Genomic DNA, 16,129 nt, shown 5'->3' with positions numbered 1-16,129 from the left:
GTCGGGTCATGTGATTGTTAGCCTGCTAGCGTCATCTGGTTGGTAGAGGACGCTGCGGATGGCGACTGGGTACGTTTTTCACGAACTGCTGATGTGGCATGATACCGGCTCAAGCGCCGACATGATGCCTCCCGGCCGCTTCGTGGAGCCCGGTCGCCATCTCGAATCGCCCGGATCTAAGCGCAGGCTCAACAATCTCATCCAGGTCAGCGGCCTGTCGCGTCATCTGGTGCCGATCATTGCCGAGCCGGTGAGTGTCGAGGATCTGCTGCGCGTCCACACGCAACGCCACGTCGACGATATCAGGATGCTCAGCGAGCGGGGCTCCGGCTTCGCCGGTCCGCAGGCGCCGATCGGCCTCAACAGTTTCGACATCGCCTTGTTGTCCGCCGGCACCACCTACGCCGCCATGCGCGCGGTGCTGACCGGCCGCGTCGACAACGCCTACGCGCTGGCGCGGCCGCCAGGGCACCATGCCGAGCCCGACCAGGCGATGGGCAACTGCCTGTTCTCCAACATCGGCGTCGCGATACGCAGGCTGCAGCATGAAGGCCTGCTCGGCCGCGCGGCGATAGTCGACTGGGACGTTCATCACGGCAATGGCACCGAGACCGTGTTCTACTCGGACCCGTCGGTGCTGACGATTTCGTTGCATCAGGACAATCTCTATCCGACCGGACGCGGCGCGCTCGCCGACAACGGCAAGGGCGCTGGCGAAGGCTACAACATCAATATCCCGCTCCCCGCCGGCAGCGGCACAGGCGCCTACGAAGCGACCTTCGACCGCGTTGTCGCCCCGGCGCTGCGCGCCTTCAAACCGGATCTCGTCATTGTCGCCTCCGGTTTCGACGCGTCGGGCTTCGACCCGCTCGGCCGCATGATGCTCAACAGCGAATGCTTCCGGCGCCTTGCCGCGCGCATGGTGGCGCTGGCCGCCGAAGTCTCGGACGGTCGCCTGATGATGACACATGAAGGCGGCTACTCCGAAGGCTATGTGCCGTTCTGTGGCCACGCCGTCATCGAGACGCTCGCCAATCACCGCACCGAAGTGGTCGATCCGTTGTCGGACCATATCGATGAGTGGGCCGGCCAGGATCTGCAGCCGCATCAGGCTGCCGTGATCGATGCCGCCGAACGCCTGCTCGCGGGCTTGCGCCAGCGCCTCGCAAGTGCTGCCTGACGCGATGGATTTCATCGTCACCACGCTCCTCAACGCGCTGACGCTGATCAGCATCCTGATGCTGGTCGGGCTCGGACTGGCGATCAGCTTCGGCCTGATGAACGTCACCAACCTGGCGCATGGCGAGTTCGTCACCGTCGGCGCCTTCGCGGTCTATTTCGTCCAGAGCATCGGCGGCTCGTTCTGGCTGGGGCTGCTCGCCGCCCCTATCGCCGGCGCGGTGGTCGGCTGCGTCCTGGAATTCGCCATCATCCGCCACCTCTATTCGCGGCCGGTCTCGACCGTGCTCGCCACCTGGGGCGTCAGCCTGATCCTGCAGCAAGGGCTGGAGCTGACCTTCGGCCTCGGGGCCAAGCCGGTGACGCCGCCGATCGAAGGCACGTTCGACCTGTTCTTCACCGTCTACCCGGCCTACCGGCTGATCCTGATCGGCATCGCCATAGCGACACTGCTCGGCGTCATCCTGCTCATCAGCCGCACGTCGTTCGGCCTCGACATCCGCACCGTCATCCAGAACCGTGAAATGGCCGAGGGCGTCGGCATCAACACGCGCCGCACCTACGCCATCGCCTTCACCTTCGGTGCGGCGATCGCCGGGCTCGCCGGAGGGCTGGTCGCGCCGCTGGCGATCGTGCTGCCGCAGATGGGCGTGAACTATCTCGCCAACGCCTTCTTCGTCGTCATCGTCGGCGGCGTCGGCTCGATCGGTGGACTGGTGGCCGGCAGCGTCTTCGTGGGCGGGCTGACAAGCGTGCTCAACTACCAGATCTCGCCGTCGCTGGCACAGGCGATCGTGCTGCTCGCGGCCATCGTTGCCGTGCGGCTTCGGCCAAATGGCCTGTTCAACGGAGCGTCGCGATGATCGCCCGCGACCGCAACTGGCTGCTGGTCTTTGCCACCTGCGTGGTGCTGGCCGTCGTCTATCCCTTCTTCGCCGACGGTTACCAACTGACCGTCATCCGCGACGCGCTGATCTTCGGCCTGTTCGCGGCGAGCCTCGACTTCTTCTGGGGCCGCACCGGCATATTGTGCTTCGGCCACGCCGCCTTCTTCGGCATCGGCGGTTACATCATGGCACTGGTCACGCTCAACGACGCCATTCCTCTCGGCAGCCTGCTCGGCATCATCGGCGCTGTATCGGGAGCGGCCTTCGTCGCCGCCATCATCGGCTACTTCCTGTTCTTCGGCGGCATACGCGGCAGCTATTTCACCATTGTCACACTGGCGATGGGCGTGATTTGTCAGCAGGCGGCCGTCTCCTGGAGCTCGGTCACCGGCGGCGACAGCGGGCTGATCGGCATCCCGCCGATCGCATTCGATCTCGGCGGCCTGCCTGTCGATCTCAGCCAGGACCTGCCCTCCTACATCTTCGTCGCCGCCATCGTCGCGGTGGCCGTGCTGGCGCTGTGGTCGATCAGCCGCGGCCGCTGGGGCACGGTGCTCACCGCCATCCAGGACAACGAGGTCCGGGCGGCGGCACTTGGCCACAACGCGCCTCTGCGGCTGCTCGTCACCTTCATCCTTTCAGCGGCGATCGCCGGGCTTGCCGGAGCACTCTATGTCTGCATGGCGGGACTTGTCGCGCCCGATCTCTCCGGCCTGCTTCTGTCGACCGAAGTCATCGTCTGGGTCGCGGTCGGCGGGCGCGGGACCCTGCTTGGTCCGGTGCTCGGCGCCATTGCCATCCAGCGCGCCCAGCAGACGATCTCGAGCTTCAATCCGAGCCTGTGGCCGCTGCTGCTCGGCTGCGTCTTCGTCATCATCGTCTTCGTGCTGCCGGACGGCATCCTGTCGATCTATGCACGGCTGAAGAGCCTGTTCAGGACGAGGAGGCACGCACCGTGAGCGACGTCCTGCTCCAGGCCGAGAATGTCGGCATCCGCTTCGGTGGGCTTCAGGCGCTGGAAGGGTTGAACCTGACGGTGCGCGACAAGGAGCTCTGCTGCATCATCGGACCGAACGGCGCCGGCAAGAGCACATTCCTCAACGTGCTGACCGGTACGCTTCGGCCGACCAGCGGCAGCGTGCGCTTCCTCGGCCACGACATTGCGGGGCTGCCGCTGCATCGCATCGCCCGGCTCGGCATCGCCCGCAAATTCCAGATTCCTTCGGTCTTCCCGAGCCTGTCCGTGGAGGACAACCTCAAGGTCGCGCGCGGGGGCGCGCCCTCGCCGGCCCGGCCGGTCGGCGAGCTGATGGAACTGGTGGCGCTCGGCAACCGCGCCGCCACGCTGGCCGGCGCGCTGGCGCACGGCCAGAAACAGTGGCTGGAAATCGGCATGGCGCTGGCGATCGAACCCCGGCTGCTGCTGCTCGACGAGCCGACCGCCGGCATGACGCCGCAAGAGACGATGGCGACGGCGGACATGCTGCTGCGGCTCAAGGGCGAGTTCTCGATCGTCGCCGTCGAGCACGATATCCGCTTCGTGCGGGCGCTGAACTGCGAGACGCTGGTGCTGCATCAGGGGCGCCGGCTGCGCAGCGGTCCTTTCCACGACATCGAGGCCGACGAGATGGTTCGCGATGTCTATCTGGGGAGGCGCTGACCATGCTACGGACCATGGCCGTCTCGGCCGGTTACGGCCTGCTGCCGGTGCTGAACGGCATCGATATCAACGTGGCGTCGGGCGAAGTCGTCGGCCTGCTCGGTCGCAACGGCGCCGGCAAGACGACGCTGCTGCGTGTCATCGCAGGCGCCTTGAAGGCGAGCGGCGGCGCGGTGGTCCTCGGTGACCAGGACCTGACCAGCGCACCTGCCTTTCGCCGTGCGCGAGCCGGGATTGCCCATGTGCCGCAAGGACGCGGCATCTTCAACCAGCTGACCGTGCGGCAGAATCTGGAGGTCGGCACGCGTGCCGCTCGCGAGCGGGGCGATGGCGGCATTCCGACCGACATTTTCGGCTATTTTCCGATCCTGCGCGAACGCGAGGCGCAAGTCGCCGGCACGCTTTCGGGCGGCCAGCAGCAGATGCTGGCGATCGGCCGCGCGCTGTGCGGCCTGCCCTCGGTGCTGCTGCTCGACGAGCCCTCGGAAGGTATCCAGCCGAACATCGTGCAGTCGATCGCGGAACTGGTGCCGCGCATCGCGCGCGAGCGCGGCATCGCGATCATCCTCGTGGAACAGAACCTCGATCTCGTTCTCAAGGCGGCGGACCGCTGCCTGGTGATGGAGAAGGGCAGGATCGTCCACGAAGGCACACCCGAAGCATTCGCCGACGAGAGCCTGCTGAAGGATCTCCTGGCCCTATGAGGCGCGCCCGGGCGCGCCTGGGTTTGACTTTGTAAGGCGCGCATGGGGCGCGCCTGGGATTGGAAGGGAACACAACAATGATAAGCAGAAGAACTGTCTTGAAATCCGGCGGCGCGGCTGCCGCCTTCGCCATGGTCGGCGCACCGTCGATCCTGCGCGCCGCCGACACGGTCAAGGTCGGGTTGTCGATCCCGATCACCGGCCTGCAGGCGATCCTCGGCGAGACGCTGCTCAACTGCTACAAGCTCGCTGCCGCCGAGCTCAACGCCGCCAACGGCATTGGCGGGCGCCAGGTCGAATTGTTCATCGAGGACAACCAGACCACGACGAAGGGCTCGATCGACAAGGCGCGCAAACTCCTCAACGAGGACAAGGTCGACGTGATCATGGGCACGATCATTTCGCCCGAGCGCAGCGCCACGCTGTTGGTGACGTCGAAGGCCAAGAAGCTGTTCTTTTACCCGACCAATTTCGAAGGCGGCGAATGCAACCGCTACTTCGTCGCCACCGGGCCGATCCCGATGCAGCAGGTCGATCCTATGATGCCGTGGGTGGCCGAAAACCTCGGCAAGACAATCTACATCATGGCGTCGGACTATGCCTGGCCGCAGAAGATGACCGAGGCGATCACCGCTGCTTATGAGAAGGCCGGCGGCAAGATCATCGGCGCCGACTATTATCCGTTCGGCACCACGGATTTCGGTCCGGCCTTCCAGAAGATCAAGTCGCTGAAGCCCGATGTCGTCTGGTCGATGGTCGTCGGCAACGACGCCGTCACCCAGCTCAAGCAGTACCGCTCCTTCGACATCAAGCAGCCGCTGATCGCGCCGCTCGACGAGGTTTTCAACAAGGACGCGCTGCCGCCCGGCGTCGCCGCCGGCACCTACGCGCCGCAGCCCTACTGGATGGCGCTCGACAATCCGGTCAACAAGAAGTTCATCGCGAGCTTCCGCGAGAAGTTCGGCCAGGAGAAGATGGTCAACGGCATCGGCGAGGCCGGCTATAACGGCCTGCATCTCTATGCGCTCGCCGCCGAGAAGGCCGGATCGCTGAAGGACGACGACGTGCTCAAGGCTCTGCCGACGATCGAGTTCGACGCGCCGCAGGGCAAGATCCGGGTCGATGCCAGCAACAATCACACGCTCTGCCATTCCTATGTCGGCAAGGCGGCGGCGGACGGCATCAGCTACGAGATCGTCAAGGACTTCGGCACCATCGCGCCGGTGACGCCTTACTGCAAGCTGTAGGCATCGAGCAATCCTGACGGCGGCGCCGCCGCTGCCGTCAGGACGCCTTTGGCGCCGGCAATCGCTCGCGCAATTCGTCAACAAGCACCCTGGTGTTTTCGGAATAGTCGATGGGCACCACGACGAGATGCACGCCGCCCCCGGCAAAGGCCTGTTCCAGCGCCGGCCGCAAGTCGCCGATCGCGCTGACCCTGGTCCCTTTGGCGCCGTAAGCTTCGGCATATCTGACGAAATCGGGATTGCCGAAGGTCATGCCGAAATCCGGGAATTCGTCGACCGCCTGCTTCCAGCGGATCATGCCATAGGCGTTGTCTTCGAGCAGCAGGACGACGAGGTTGAGCTTGAGCCTGACAGCTGTCTCCAGTTCCTGGCTGTTCATCATAAAACCGCCATCGCCGGCGATGGCCATGACACGGCGCCCGGGATAAAGCAGCGCCGCCATCATCGCCGATGGCAGGCCGGCGCCCATTGTGGCGAGCGCATTGTCGAGCAGCAGCGTGTTTGCCATGCGCGTGCGGTAGTTGCGCGCGAACCAGATCTTGTACATGCCGTTGTCGAGCGCCAGGATGCCGTCGGCCGGCATCACGGCGCGCACGTCGTGCACGATGCGCTGCGGCGTGAAGCGATCCTCGGTGGCACGCGCCGCGATCCGGCTCAGAATGCCTTCGCGCAGAGGCAACAGGGCCTGCGCGTTGGGGATCCTGCCTTCGACGCGGTCCGCCAAGAGCGCCAGAGACGGACCGAGGTCGCCGACGATCTCGGCCTGCGGGAAATAGACCTGCTCGACATCGGCCGAGTGGTAGCCGACATGGATGACCTTGGGGCCGTCGGGCCCCATGATGAAGGGCGGCTTCTCGACCGTGTCGTGGCCGATGGTGATGATCAAGTCCGCCTGTTCGATGGCCTCGTGCACATAGTCGCGCTCCGAAAGCGCCGCCGTGCCCATATAGAGCTCGGTGCCGCCGGGCACGGTGCCCTTGCCCATCTGCGTTGTGAAATAGGGGATCTGCGTGCGCAGCACGAACTGGGCAATGTCGGGGGTCACGCGTGGACGCGACGCCGCCGCGCCGAACATCAGCAGCGGACGCTTGGCTTCCGTGATCATCCGGGCGGCGCGATCGAGCGCGTCCGCGCCGGCGATCGGCAGGTCGACGGGGTGCGTGGGCACCAGAGCGACCGGTTCGCATTCCGCCGCGGCAATGTCTTCCGGCAGTTCCAGATGCACCGGACCCGGACGCTCCTCCTGCGCGACGCGGAAAGCCTCGCGCACCAGCGATGGGATCATCCTGGGCGAGACGATCTGGCGCGACAGCTTGGTCAGCGGCTTCATCGCCGCGACGATGTCGACGATCTGGAAACGCGCCTGCCGGGACGACAATATCCCCTTCTGGCCGGTGAGCATGATCATCGGCATCGCGCCGAGCAGTGCGTAGGCAGCACCCGTCGTCAGGTTGAGCGCCCCGGGGCCCAGCGTGGTGATGCACACGCCGGGCTTGCCGGTGAGCCTGCCATAGGTGGCGGCCATGAAGGCGGCCGCCTGCTCGTGACGGGTCAGGATCAGCTGGATCGACGAGCGGCGGATCGATTCGACGATGTCGAGATTTTCCTCGCCCGGAATACCGAAGATGCGATCGACCCCTTCGTTCTCGAGGGCCGCCACGAACAGATCCGAACCCTTGACCATGAACCGTCTCTCCTGCGATGCGCATTCCGCCAGCCATCTTCATATGGCATCGGAACGCGGCGTCTCAAAGAGGCGACCCGCGACCAGGCGTCAAAGACGGGTATCGCACCCTGCCGCCTTCGGCGACGCGAAGAGCTGCGCCGGCGCCGACCATTGGCTCGGCGGGGCGCCGCGCGTGCCGGTGACCAGCGAACGCAATTCCGACAGATAGGTCTGCACGAAGAACGAGGTCTGGCTTTCCAGCGGCGTGTAGGGACCTGGCCTGTAGGCGCGCGACAGGATGCCGTCGGCATTGTCCTCGGTGATCTTCTTGTCCTGCACCGTGGTGACGTCCCACATCCAGCTGATGGCATCGGCGTCGACGCCCGCCTCCGCGTCCTTGTCGACAAGCCAGGTCAGGACGACGTCGGTCTCCATGGCATTGCGCGGTATCATCTGGAACAGCGTGACATAATCGTTGGCGGCACTGGCGAAGGACAGGCGCCCGAGGCGGAAGCCGCTTTCGCCACCATCATAGGCGCTGCGGCCGCCCATCAAGCATGAAACCCCCTCGCCCGTGTTGGACAGCGTCTTGCGGCCCGAACCGATCGGCTTGCGATGCATGGCGAACGGCATGGTATCGAGGTCGCCGGCCTGCCAGGCGCCCTTGTGGAATTCGGCATCGCCGATGACGCTGTGCCAGGCCTCGATTTCTTCCTGCCATTCGACCGCCTTGTCGGCGTCGCGGGTCGCGGTGACTTTGACATGGCCATTGACCCGGTAATATTCGGGATGCGCCGGCCGGCAGTGATAGCATTCGAGGAAATTCTCCAGCACCAGCTTCCAGTTCGCCCTGGTCAGGTAGTTCTTGCGCGACACGATGCGCGCGCGGTCGAGGCCGTTTTCCAGCAATCCGCCGGTCAGCCCATCCGCGACAGGCTGGATGTCCGGGAGGGAGCTGGCATCGAGACCGCACATCACCAGGCCGCCGAAACATTTCGACGGCACACGGTGCAGTCCCAGTGCGTCGGGATCGACGCTTTCGGGAAGATCCTGCCGCGACTGCAACTCGCCGGTCAGCCTGAACGACCAGGCATGGTAGGGACAGACCAGAAGCTTGCCGCGTCCGTCCTTGGTGCACAGCCGCGAGCCGCGATGGGTGCAGACATTGTAGTAGGCCGCGATGTCCTCCTCGCCGTCGCCGAAGCGCACGACGATGATCTCTTCGTCAAAAAGCTGGCGCACGATGTAGCGTCCCTTTTCGGGCACCTCGCTGGCATGCGCGACAAGCACCCATTGGCGTGGAAACCACAGTTCCCGCTCCAGCGCGAAAATCGCCGGGTCCGTATAGAAAGCCTGTTCCAGCGACCAGTCCTGGCGCTGCCGATCGATCAGGCGCACGATCTCGTCTCTGTCGGATGGCTGGCTGTCTCGTGTGTAGGCCTGCATGGCGAACACCCTTTCCGCGCGCTGGCATTAGAATGATGTTTGGATAGAGTGTGCGATGCGGAAGTGCTTGCGGCAAATACCGAAATGGTAGACCTTCATATCGAAAAAGCATGAAAGCCTGCCGTGAAGACGCTCAAGACATCGCTACCGCTGCTCAACGCCATGGTCGTCTTCGAGGCCGCCGCGCGGCATGGCGGGCTGACGCCCGCCGCGCAGGAACTCAACATCGCGCAATCGGCGGTCAGCCGGCATGTCGCCAATCTCGAACGGCAATTGTCGGTCGAGCTGTTCAGCCGCAGAGGCAACCGCGTTGCCATCACCGGGGCCGGCATCGCCCTGGCGGGGGCGATCCGCGATGGGTTGACGACCATCCGGCAGGCGGTCGAGGAACTGACCGAGCATGACAGCGATACGTTCGTCGTCGGCTGCAGCCACGACCTCGCCCAGGCATGGCTGATGCCGCGCTTCGGCCTCATCACGTCGCTGGTCGCCGACGGCCGGGTGCTGCTGCAGACATCCAGCGACTACAGGGATTTCGACCAGCCGGAGGTGGCGCTGTCGATCCGCTTCGGCGAGGCCGAACAATGGCCCGACCTCGTTGCCGAGAAGCTGTTCGACGGCGAGTGGTTCCCGGTCTGCGCGCCGGCTTTCCTGGCGCGGTATCCCGCGCTTGCGTCGGAGGAACCCGAAGCGTTCCTCGGCGTGCCGCTGCTGCACCAGGCGACGCCGCCGAGGGCGATCGACAGCTGGCAGTCCTGGATTGGAACCAACCGCAAACTCGAGGGACCGCGGTTCACGAGCTACATGTCGATGATCCACGAGACCATCGCCGGACGCGGCGCCGCGCTTGCCTGGGCGGGTTTCGCCGACGAGCAGCTTCGGCTTGGCCAGCTTGTCCGGCTGACCAGAGCCTCACGCCGTCACGCCGGATCCTTCCATATCGTGATGAGGAAGAATGCCGGCCCGACGGTCAAGGCGGTAGCCCGGGCACTGCTGGGCAGCGTCGGCGCCAATTGATCAAGCCGAGCGGCCAAAGCGCGAGGCTTCGTGGCGTGCACCCCAGGCCGGCATGGCAGCCTCGACCTCGGCCTCCGATTTGAAGGCATCGGACGCGTAACGCTCGACGCGGAACCGCGCCGGGGCAACGAAGGGCTGCTGTCCGAGTACAAGTTCCGAGGCCAGACGGCCGAGGCCCGGACCGTGCGTCACCCCGCTCTCATTGTCGCCCCCGGCGACGACGACATTGCCGCTGCCGGGCACCTTGCCGACAACAAGCCCGTTGTCGGGCGTGTAGCATGGCACTCCCTGCGCCCAGCTCGCGAGCTTCGAGCCGCGCAGCGGCGGGAAGATCGCCTGCAACTCGGCAAGCTCTTCGTCGAAGGTCTCGCGCATCAGCTCCGTATTGTGCGGCTGGCCGGGCTCGATCTCGCTGTCGGCGGTCTTGTACAACGGCTTGTAGTGCCGCCCCGTGCCCCACATGACGGCGCCGAAAGTTTCGCGCAGCCACAGCCGCAATTCGCGGCATTGGACCGTTGGGATCGTCGACGGCAGGCCCCTGTCGTCGGTGACGATGCGTGTCGCCACGACGCGCAGCAGTGGGAGCTGCCAGCCAAGGCCTGAAATCACCTGGTTGTTCCAGGCGCCGGCGGCGGCGATCGCGCCATCGGCCTCGACGCGGCCCTTGTCGGTTTCGATCGTCACCCGATCGCCGGCATCATGGATGGCGGTGACGCGCGTGCCGTTGCGGAAGACACCGCCAAGCTCGCTGATCTGGCCCGTCAGCACCTTCATCGCCAGCGATGTATCGACCTGGATGCCGTGCGGGTTGTAGGCCGCCGAGTGGACCCGCGCCGGATCGATCAGGCCCTGCATCCTCTGCCCGATCTGGACGGCGTTCAAATCCTGCATTTCCGCAGGTGCGTGAGGGGACTCCAGCACCGGGCGGACGAAACGGTCGCGTCCGTCCTCGGTGAGCGCCATGATCAGCGTGCCGTTCGGCCGGTAGCCGATCTCGACGCCGACCTCGTGCAGCCGGCGATAGAAGTCGAGGCCATATTGCTGTAGCTGAAAACCTTCCTCGCCGAGCGGGATCATGCCTGCGGACCAGTGCGAGACGAAGCCAGCGCCGGCACCGGTGGTCGCGGCGCCCGGCTGCCCCGCATCGATGATCGTCACCTGGCGCACGCCCGACCGCAGCAGGTGGACAGCCGCGCTGCAGCCGATGATGCCGCCGCCGATCACGGCGATATGTCTGTTGGCGCCATCGTGGCCATTTGCGCTCATCATTCTTCTCCTTCTGCTTTCTGTCCGGGTCCCTTGGCCGGGCCGATATGCCTTTCCAGCCACCACAGGATGCGTGCGGCGCTGTCGATGTATTCGGGGTAGCCGCGCAGGCTGTGCCCGGCATTCGGATAGATGACGAGCACGCTTGGCGCGCCCGACCTCAGGGCCGCGAAATGACATTCCTCGGCCTGTCCCGGCGGCGTACTCTTGTCGATGGCGCCGGCCATTATCAGCGAAGGCACTGGTTTCTTCTGTTTGTGAAAAGCAGGGCTGCGCGCAAAATAGTCGCCGCCGGACTGCCATGGCGATGTCGTCAGCATGATCTCGTCGAATTCGGGAATCTGCGACGTGCGGTGCTGGCTGTACCAGTCGCCGACCGGGGAGATCGGTATGGCGGCGGCGAAGCGGTCGCTTTGCGAAGGCAGCCATGCCGACATGAAGCCACCATAGCTGGTTCCGGTGACGGCGACGCACCCGGCATCGACAAGACCTTGTTCGATCAGGGCATCGACCCCGCTGAGGATGTCTTGCGCATCGGCGCCGCCCATGTCGCCCTTGACGGCGCGGGCAAAGCCGTCGCCGCGCCCGGTGCTGCCGCGCGGGTTGGGGAAGAGCACGGTCCAGCCACGGCTGACGAGCATGGCGCCGGCGCGCGACCGGCCGAGCCAGCGGTTGCGATGCGCCGAGACCGGGCCGCCATGCACGTCGACCAGGAGCGGCGTCGGGGCTGTCGCGCCGCTTGGCCGCACCAGCCAGCCCTCAATCGCGAGGCCGTCAGGCGCAATCCATTGGAAAGGTTCGACCATACCGCAAGCGGCCGTCGCGCGGGCGGCGGCGGGTGCGGCCAATGAGACCAGTTCGACAATCTTGCCGTCGGTCACTTCGGCGAGGAACGGCGCGCGCGACCAGGATTCGGCGATGAACAGCGAGCCCCCTTCACCTATCGGGCTCGATGCCGGCACCCATTCGCCATTGGTGAGTTCGCGCGATGCCCAAAGCTGCGTCGCGAGCAAGCGGTCGACCGCGAAATCTCCGATCGCCGTTTCGTGGCCGCGCGCACCGGCGAAATGGATCGTCGTCGCCGAGCGCCATTCGACCGACGTGACATCGACGCCCAACGTTTCGGCGGTCGTGACGGAACCGGTCTTCCGGTTCAGGATGGAAAGCGCGCCGGCGACCAGCCCGCGATCGCTGCAGAAGGCCTGGATGAACGCGATCCTGTCTCCGTCCGGGCTGCCCCTGACGCAGCCGATCTGGTCCGTCGGCGTATGAACGGTGCGCGCGGCGCCCGACCCGGCATCCACCAGCGCCAGCCGCGCCCTATACCAACTGCCTTCGCCGTGATCGTCGCTGACCAATGCCGCGATGCCGTCATTGCCGGACCAACTCGCTTCCCAGACGTTGAGAGGCGGCGCGGTGAGCGGGCGGGCGGCACCCTCGAGATCCCAGATCCATATGCGGCGCCACAGATCCTCGCCCTCGCCGAGCCTCACCTCGGGCAGCCAGGCCACGGCTTCCTTGGGTTGCTTCTGGGCATAGCCGCCGTGGATGCCGGCAAGATCGGCGCCGGTGCCGGCAACCACCAGAAGGAGCTTCCCGCCATCGGGCGACCAGTCGAGCTGTTCGATGCGTCCGCTCAAGGTGGTGCTGGCGACGACAGCGCCGTCCGATCTTATCTCGATCAGGTCCGTCGCCGGACCGTCGCCCTGGCAGGCAAATGCCAGCAACCTGCCGTCCGGAGACAGCCGAATCTGGCGGGCTTCCCTGTCGCCCAGCCGCTCGGGTGCGCCGCCGCCGCGCTCGACCCGGTATAGCCTACTGCCGGGTCCGGCCTCGATCGGTCCTTCGAAACTCTGCCCTATGAAATAGAGCTGCCTTGCACTTTGATGACCGCACAGCGAGCGAGCGCCGAAGACGTGACCAGGGGCACCCAGAAGGTCGCCGTAGAAGCCGTGTGCGGCTTCGAATTCCGCCGACGAGCGAAAATCCCGTTGCATCGGATACCCTCACGATAAAGCGTTGCAGACCCGCCGCGCAGCCCTTGAATAGAGCCGCGCCGCGATGTCCCGACGTCAGTGATGGGGACCATACAGGCTCAATCGCACCTGTCTAGACACATGTGTCTGTGGCCTGATACTTGATGCATGCTGCATCTGGATCATGCTCCAGGATCATCGCCTGATCCGCTATTCGACGATGCTGTTGCTGCCGAGAGAGCGAGGAAAAAAGTGAACGTTTCGAAGACCGCCCGGACCATTTTCGACAGTGAAATCATATGGGATGCCCATTCCGGCTTCATGCCGGATCCGGCGGCGGACCTCAACAATCTCAAGATCTGGCGCGATGCCGGCATCGACTATCTGTCGATCGATGTCGGGTTCGACCTGCTGCCGTGGGAGCAGACGGTCCGGACGCTGGCGAACTTCCGCCACTGGGTTCTTTCCAATCCACAGCACTACACGCTGGTCTCATCGGTGGCCGAGATCCGCAAGGCCAAGGCCGAGGGCAAGCTCGCGATCACCTTCGACATCGAGGGCATGAACGCGCTCGATGGCCGCATCGAAATGGTCGAGTTCTATCACCAGCTCGGCGTGCGCCAGATTCTGTTCGCCTACAACAGGAACAACCTCGCCGGCGGCGGCTGCCACGATGTCGAGACCGGCCTGACGGCGTTCGGCCGCGAGGTCATCGACGAGATGAACCGTCTCGGCATGTTCGTCGACGTCACCCACACCGGTTACCGCACCTCGATGGAGGCGATGGAGTATTCCAACCGGCCGGTCATCTTCTCGCACTCCAATCCCAAGGCGCTGTGCGGCCATGGCCGCAACATCACCGACGACCAGATCAAGGCCTGTGCGCGCACCGGCGGCATTGTCGCGATCGTCGGGCTCAATCGCTTCCTGGGCGAGGGTCGGACGGATTCCGAAAGGTTGGCCGACCACATCGAGTATCTCGCCGATCTGATCGGCCCGCGCCATGTCGGCATCGGGCTGGACTATGCCTTTCCGGTCGATGTCGAGGGCATAGACAGCGTCATTGCCGACAATCCGCAATTCTGGCCCAAGGACCAATATCCGGAGGGCGCAACAAGCTACTCCGCTCCTGGCCAGATGCTCGAACTGGCCGAAGTCCTGCTGCGTCGCGGTCAAACTGAAAGAGCCGTGCGTGACATCATGGGCGGCAATTTCATGCGCCTGGCGACTGAAATCTGGAAATAACCGGCAGTAGCGCCGCCGCTCCATCCCGGCTCTTGATCCAATCGTATGTCGCACCGCGCCGCCCTGCCGGCCACATGCCGGGGCGGCCGGATCGGACCATGGTCTTTCGCGCAAGGCCGGCAGTATCCAAGATTCGGACAAGCCAGCAAAATTTTCGCTAGACATATATGTCTATCCCTAGCAGTTTTAGCCGACCGAGGAATTCGGCGCGGCCTCAAGGCCCGTGGCTAAAAAGCACGACAACGAAAACAGCAGAGGGGTAGAGCATGTCCATTTTAACCGACGCCCGGGTTTCGCGTCGCGGCCTGCTGGCTGGCGCCGGAGCCTTCGGCCTTGCCTCGATGGTCAATCCGAAAATCTCCTGGTCGGCCGATGGCCCGATTCTGAAGGTGCGCTCCTACGCCGACATCCAGACGCTCGACCCTTGCTTCCGGCTTGCAGCCCCCGAAGGCGATATCACCAGCGTCATCTTCGCCGGGCTTGTCGTCACCACGCCTGGCGACAGCTGGGGCTGGCGGCCGATGGCGGCGGAGACGATCACGCAGCTCGACCCGCTGACCGTCGCCTTCAAACTGCGCGACAATATCGGCTTCACCGACGGCTACGGCCAGATGACGGCGGAGGACGTCAAGTTCTCGATCGAACGCATCGCCGACCCGGCCAACAAGAGCCCCTATGCGGGCGACTGGGCGACGCTGAAGGAGGTCGAGGTTAAGGACAAGCTGTCGGGCATCATCCATCTCAAGCAGGCTTTCGCGCCGCTGTGGACATCGACCCTGCCGACGCCGTCGGGCACCATCCTGTCGAAGAAAGCCATCACCGAACTTGGCGGCAAGCTGGGCGTCAAGCCGGTCGCGCAATCCGGTCCCTACATCTTGAAGGAATGGCTGCCCAAGCAGCGCACAGTGCTGGTGCGCAATCCGGACTGGAAATACGAGCCGGGCGGCTTCGCCGAAATCCACATCCATCCGATCGAGGACGAAAAGACCGGCGAACTCGGCTACGAGGCCGGCGATCTCGACTACACCTGGACCGCCGTCTCTTCGATTTCGCGGCTGAAGCAGACGCCGCCGCCGAAGACCAAGGTGGTGGAGAAGCCTTCGCTGGCCTTCGTCTGGCTCGGCATGAACCAGGACGTCGCGCCCTTCGACAACCCGAATGTGCGCCGCGCTGTTCAGTATGCCGTGGACCGCAAGGCCGTGGTCGACGCGGCCTATTTCGGCGCGGCCGCAACCGCCACCGGCATCATCGCGCCCGGCCTGCCCGGACACCGCGAGAAGAACCTCTATGACTTCGACCCGGACCGCGCCCGCGACATGCTGGCCAAGGAAGGTGCTGCCGGCGCCACGATCACGCTCGACATCCTCAACAAGACCGAACGTCTGACCGCCGCGCAGGTGGTGCAGTCGAACCTGACGGATGTCGGGTTGAACGTCGAGATCAAACAGAACGACAGCGGCACCTTCTGGACGCTCGGCGCCAAGGAAGGCGACTATTGGAAGAAGCTGCAGATGATCATCAGCCGTTTCTCCATGCAGCCGGATCCAAGCTGGGCGACAGCCTGGTTCACACGCGACCAGATCGGTGTGTGGAACTGGGAGCGTTTCTCCAGCGAGGAATTCGACAAGCTCAATGCCGAAGGCATGGTCGAACTCGACCCGGCCAAGCGCGACGTCATCTACAAGAAGCTGCAGGACCTGATGGAGGAGAACGGCAACTACGTCTTCCTGACGCATGAGGTCACCGGCATCATGTACCGTGACTCGGTCGCCGCCGGCCTGAAGCCGAATGGAGAGCCGGTATTCACCGATTTCAAACCGGCATGATACCGACCAG

General features: G+C 64.8%; 13 protein-coding genes. 9 read left to right on the top strand and 4 right to left on the bottom strand.

What is annotated here, in order from left to right:
- The first annotated feature begins 58 nt into the window (after positions 1–58).
- The 6 genes from FJ967_RS05450 (at position 59) to FJ967_RS05425 (ending at position 5,677) form a co-directional block, all read left to right on the top strand.
- Positions 59–1,180, top strand: coding sequence for a class II histone deacetylase (locus tag FJ967_RS05450; protein ID WP_140730669.1), 1,122 nt, complete (start codon positions 59–61; stop codon positions 1,178–1,180).
- Complete coding sequence (gene urtB / locus FJ967_RS05445; protein WP_246675181.1) at positions 1,125–2,042, top strand: urea ABC transporter permease subunit UrtB; 918 nt, start codon at positions 1,125–1,127, stop codon at positions 2,040–2,042. Before FJ967_RS05450 ends, urtB begins: the two co-directional genes overlap by 56 nt.
- Positions 2,039–3,025, top strand: coding sequence for a branched-chain amino acid ABC transporter permease (locus tag FJ967_RS05440; protein WP_140730668.1), 987 nt, complete (start codon positions 2,039–2,041; stop codon positions 3,023–3,025). The genes urtB and FJ967_RS05440 overlap by 4 nt, the downstream gene beginning before the upstream one ends.
- Positions 3,022–3,726: an ATP-binding cassette domain-containing protein gene (locus FJ967_RS05435; RefSeq protein WP_140730667.1), complete on the top strand. Its 705-nt coding sequence runs from the start codon at positions 3,022–3,024 to the stop codon at positions 3,724–3,726. Before FJ967_RS05440 ends, FJ967_RS05435 begins: the two co-directional genes overlap by 4 nt.
- A 2-nt stretch (positions 3,727–3,728) precedes the next feature.
- Positions 3,729–4,430, top strand: coding sequence for an ABC transporter ATP-binding protein (locus tag FJ967_RS05430; RefSeq protein ID WP_140730666.1), 702 nt, complete (start codon positions 3,729–3,731; stop codon positions 4,428–4,430).
- A gap of 98 nt (positions 4,431–4,528) precedes the next feature.
- Positions 4,529–5,677, top strand: a complete 1,149-nt coding sequence (locus FJ967_RS05425; RefSeq protein ID WP_246675180.1) for a substrate-binding protein — start codon at positions 4,529–4,531, stop codon at positions 5,675–5,677.
- Between the two features lie 37 nt (positions 5,678–5,714).
- Here FJ967_RS05425 and FJ967_RS05420 read toward each other — a convergent pair whose 3' ends face one another.
- A complete protein-coding gene (locus FJ967_RS05420; protein ID WP_140730664.1) occupies positions 5,715–7,361 on the bottom strand; it encodes an acetolactate synthase large subunit in 1,647 nt (548 codons plus the stop codon).
- 90 nt (positions 7,362–7,451) lie between these two features.
- Positions 7,452–8,789 (bottom strand): aromatic ring-hydroxylating dioxygenase subunit alpha, encoded by a 1,338-nt coding sequence (locus tag FJ967_RS05415; protein ID WP_181175674.1) that lies wholly within the window; start codon positions 8,787–8,789, stop codon positions 7,452–7,454.
- 123 nt (positions 8,790–8,912) lie between these two features.
- On the opposite strand from FJ967_RS05415, the gene FJ967_RS05410 reads away from it, so the two are divergent.
- The gene (locus tag FJ967_RS05410; RefSeq protein WP_140730662.1) at positions 8,913–9,806 is read left to right on the top strand and encodes a LysR family transcriptional regulator; all 894 of its coding nucleotides are present in this window, start codon (positions 8,913–8,915) and stop codon (positions 9,804–9,806) included.
- Here the strand turns inward: FJ967_RS05410 and FJ967_RS05405 are convergent, their stop codons facing one another.
- Both FJ967_RS05405 and FJ967_RS05400 read right to left on the bottom strand, forming a co-directional pair.
- Positions 9,807–11,072 carry an FAD-binding oxidoreductase gene (locus FJ967_RS05405; protein WP_140730661.1) on the bottom strand — a complete coding sequence of 422 codons (1,266 nt, stop codon included), beginning with the start codon at positions 11,070–11,072 and terminating at the stop codon, positions 9,807–9,809.
- Positions 11,072–13,069: a S9 family peptidase gene (locus FJ967_RS05400; protein ID WP_140730660.1), complete on the bottom strand. Its 1,998-nt coding sequence runs from the start codon at positions 13,067–13,069 to the stop codon at positions 11,072–11,074. Before FJ967_RS05400 ends, FJ967_RS05405 begins: the two co-directional genes overlap by 1 nt.
- Before the next feature lie 231 nt (positions 13,070–13,300).
- On the opposite strand from FJ967_RS05400, the gene FJ967_RS05395 reads away from it, so the two are divergent.
- Both FJ967_RS05395 and FJ967_RS05390 read left to right on the top strand, forming a co-directional pair.
- On the top strand, positions 13,301–14,293 hold the full coding sequence (locus tag FJ967_RS05395) for a membrane dipeptidase (protein ID WP_140730659.1): 993 nt from the start codon (positions 13,301–13,303) through the stop codon (positions 14,291–14,293).
- A 266-nt stretch (positions 14,294–14,559) separates the two neighbouring features.
- Entirely contained in the window at positions 14,560–16,119 is a 1,560-nt protein-coding gene (locus tag FJ967_RS05390) for an ABC transporter substrate-binding protein (protein WP_140730658.1), read from the top strand.
- The last annotated feature ends 10 nt before the right edge of the window (positions 16,120–16,129 follow it).

The sequence above is a fragment of the Mesorhizobium sp. B2-3-4 genome (assembly GCF_006442315.1).
In the GTDB taxonomy this organism is placed as follows: Bacteria; Pseudomonadota; Alphaproteobacteria; order Rhizobiales; family Rhizobiaceae; genus Mesorhizobium.
This window is presented reverse-complemented; position numbering and strand designations above follow the sequence as displayed.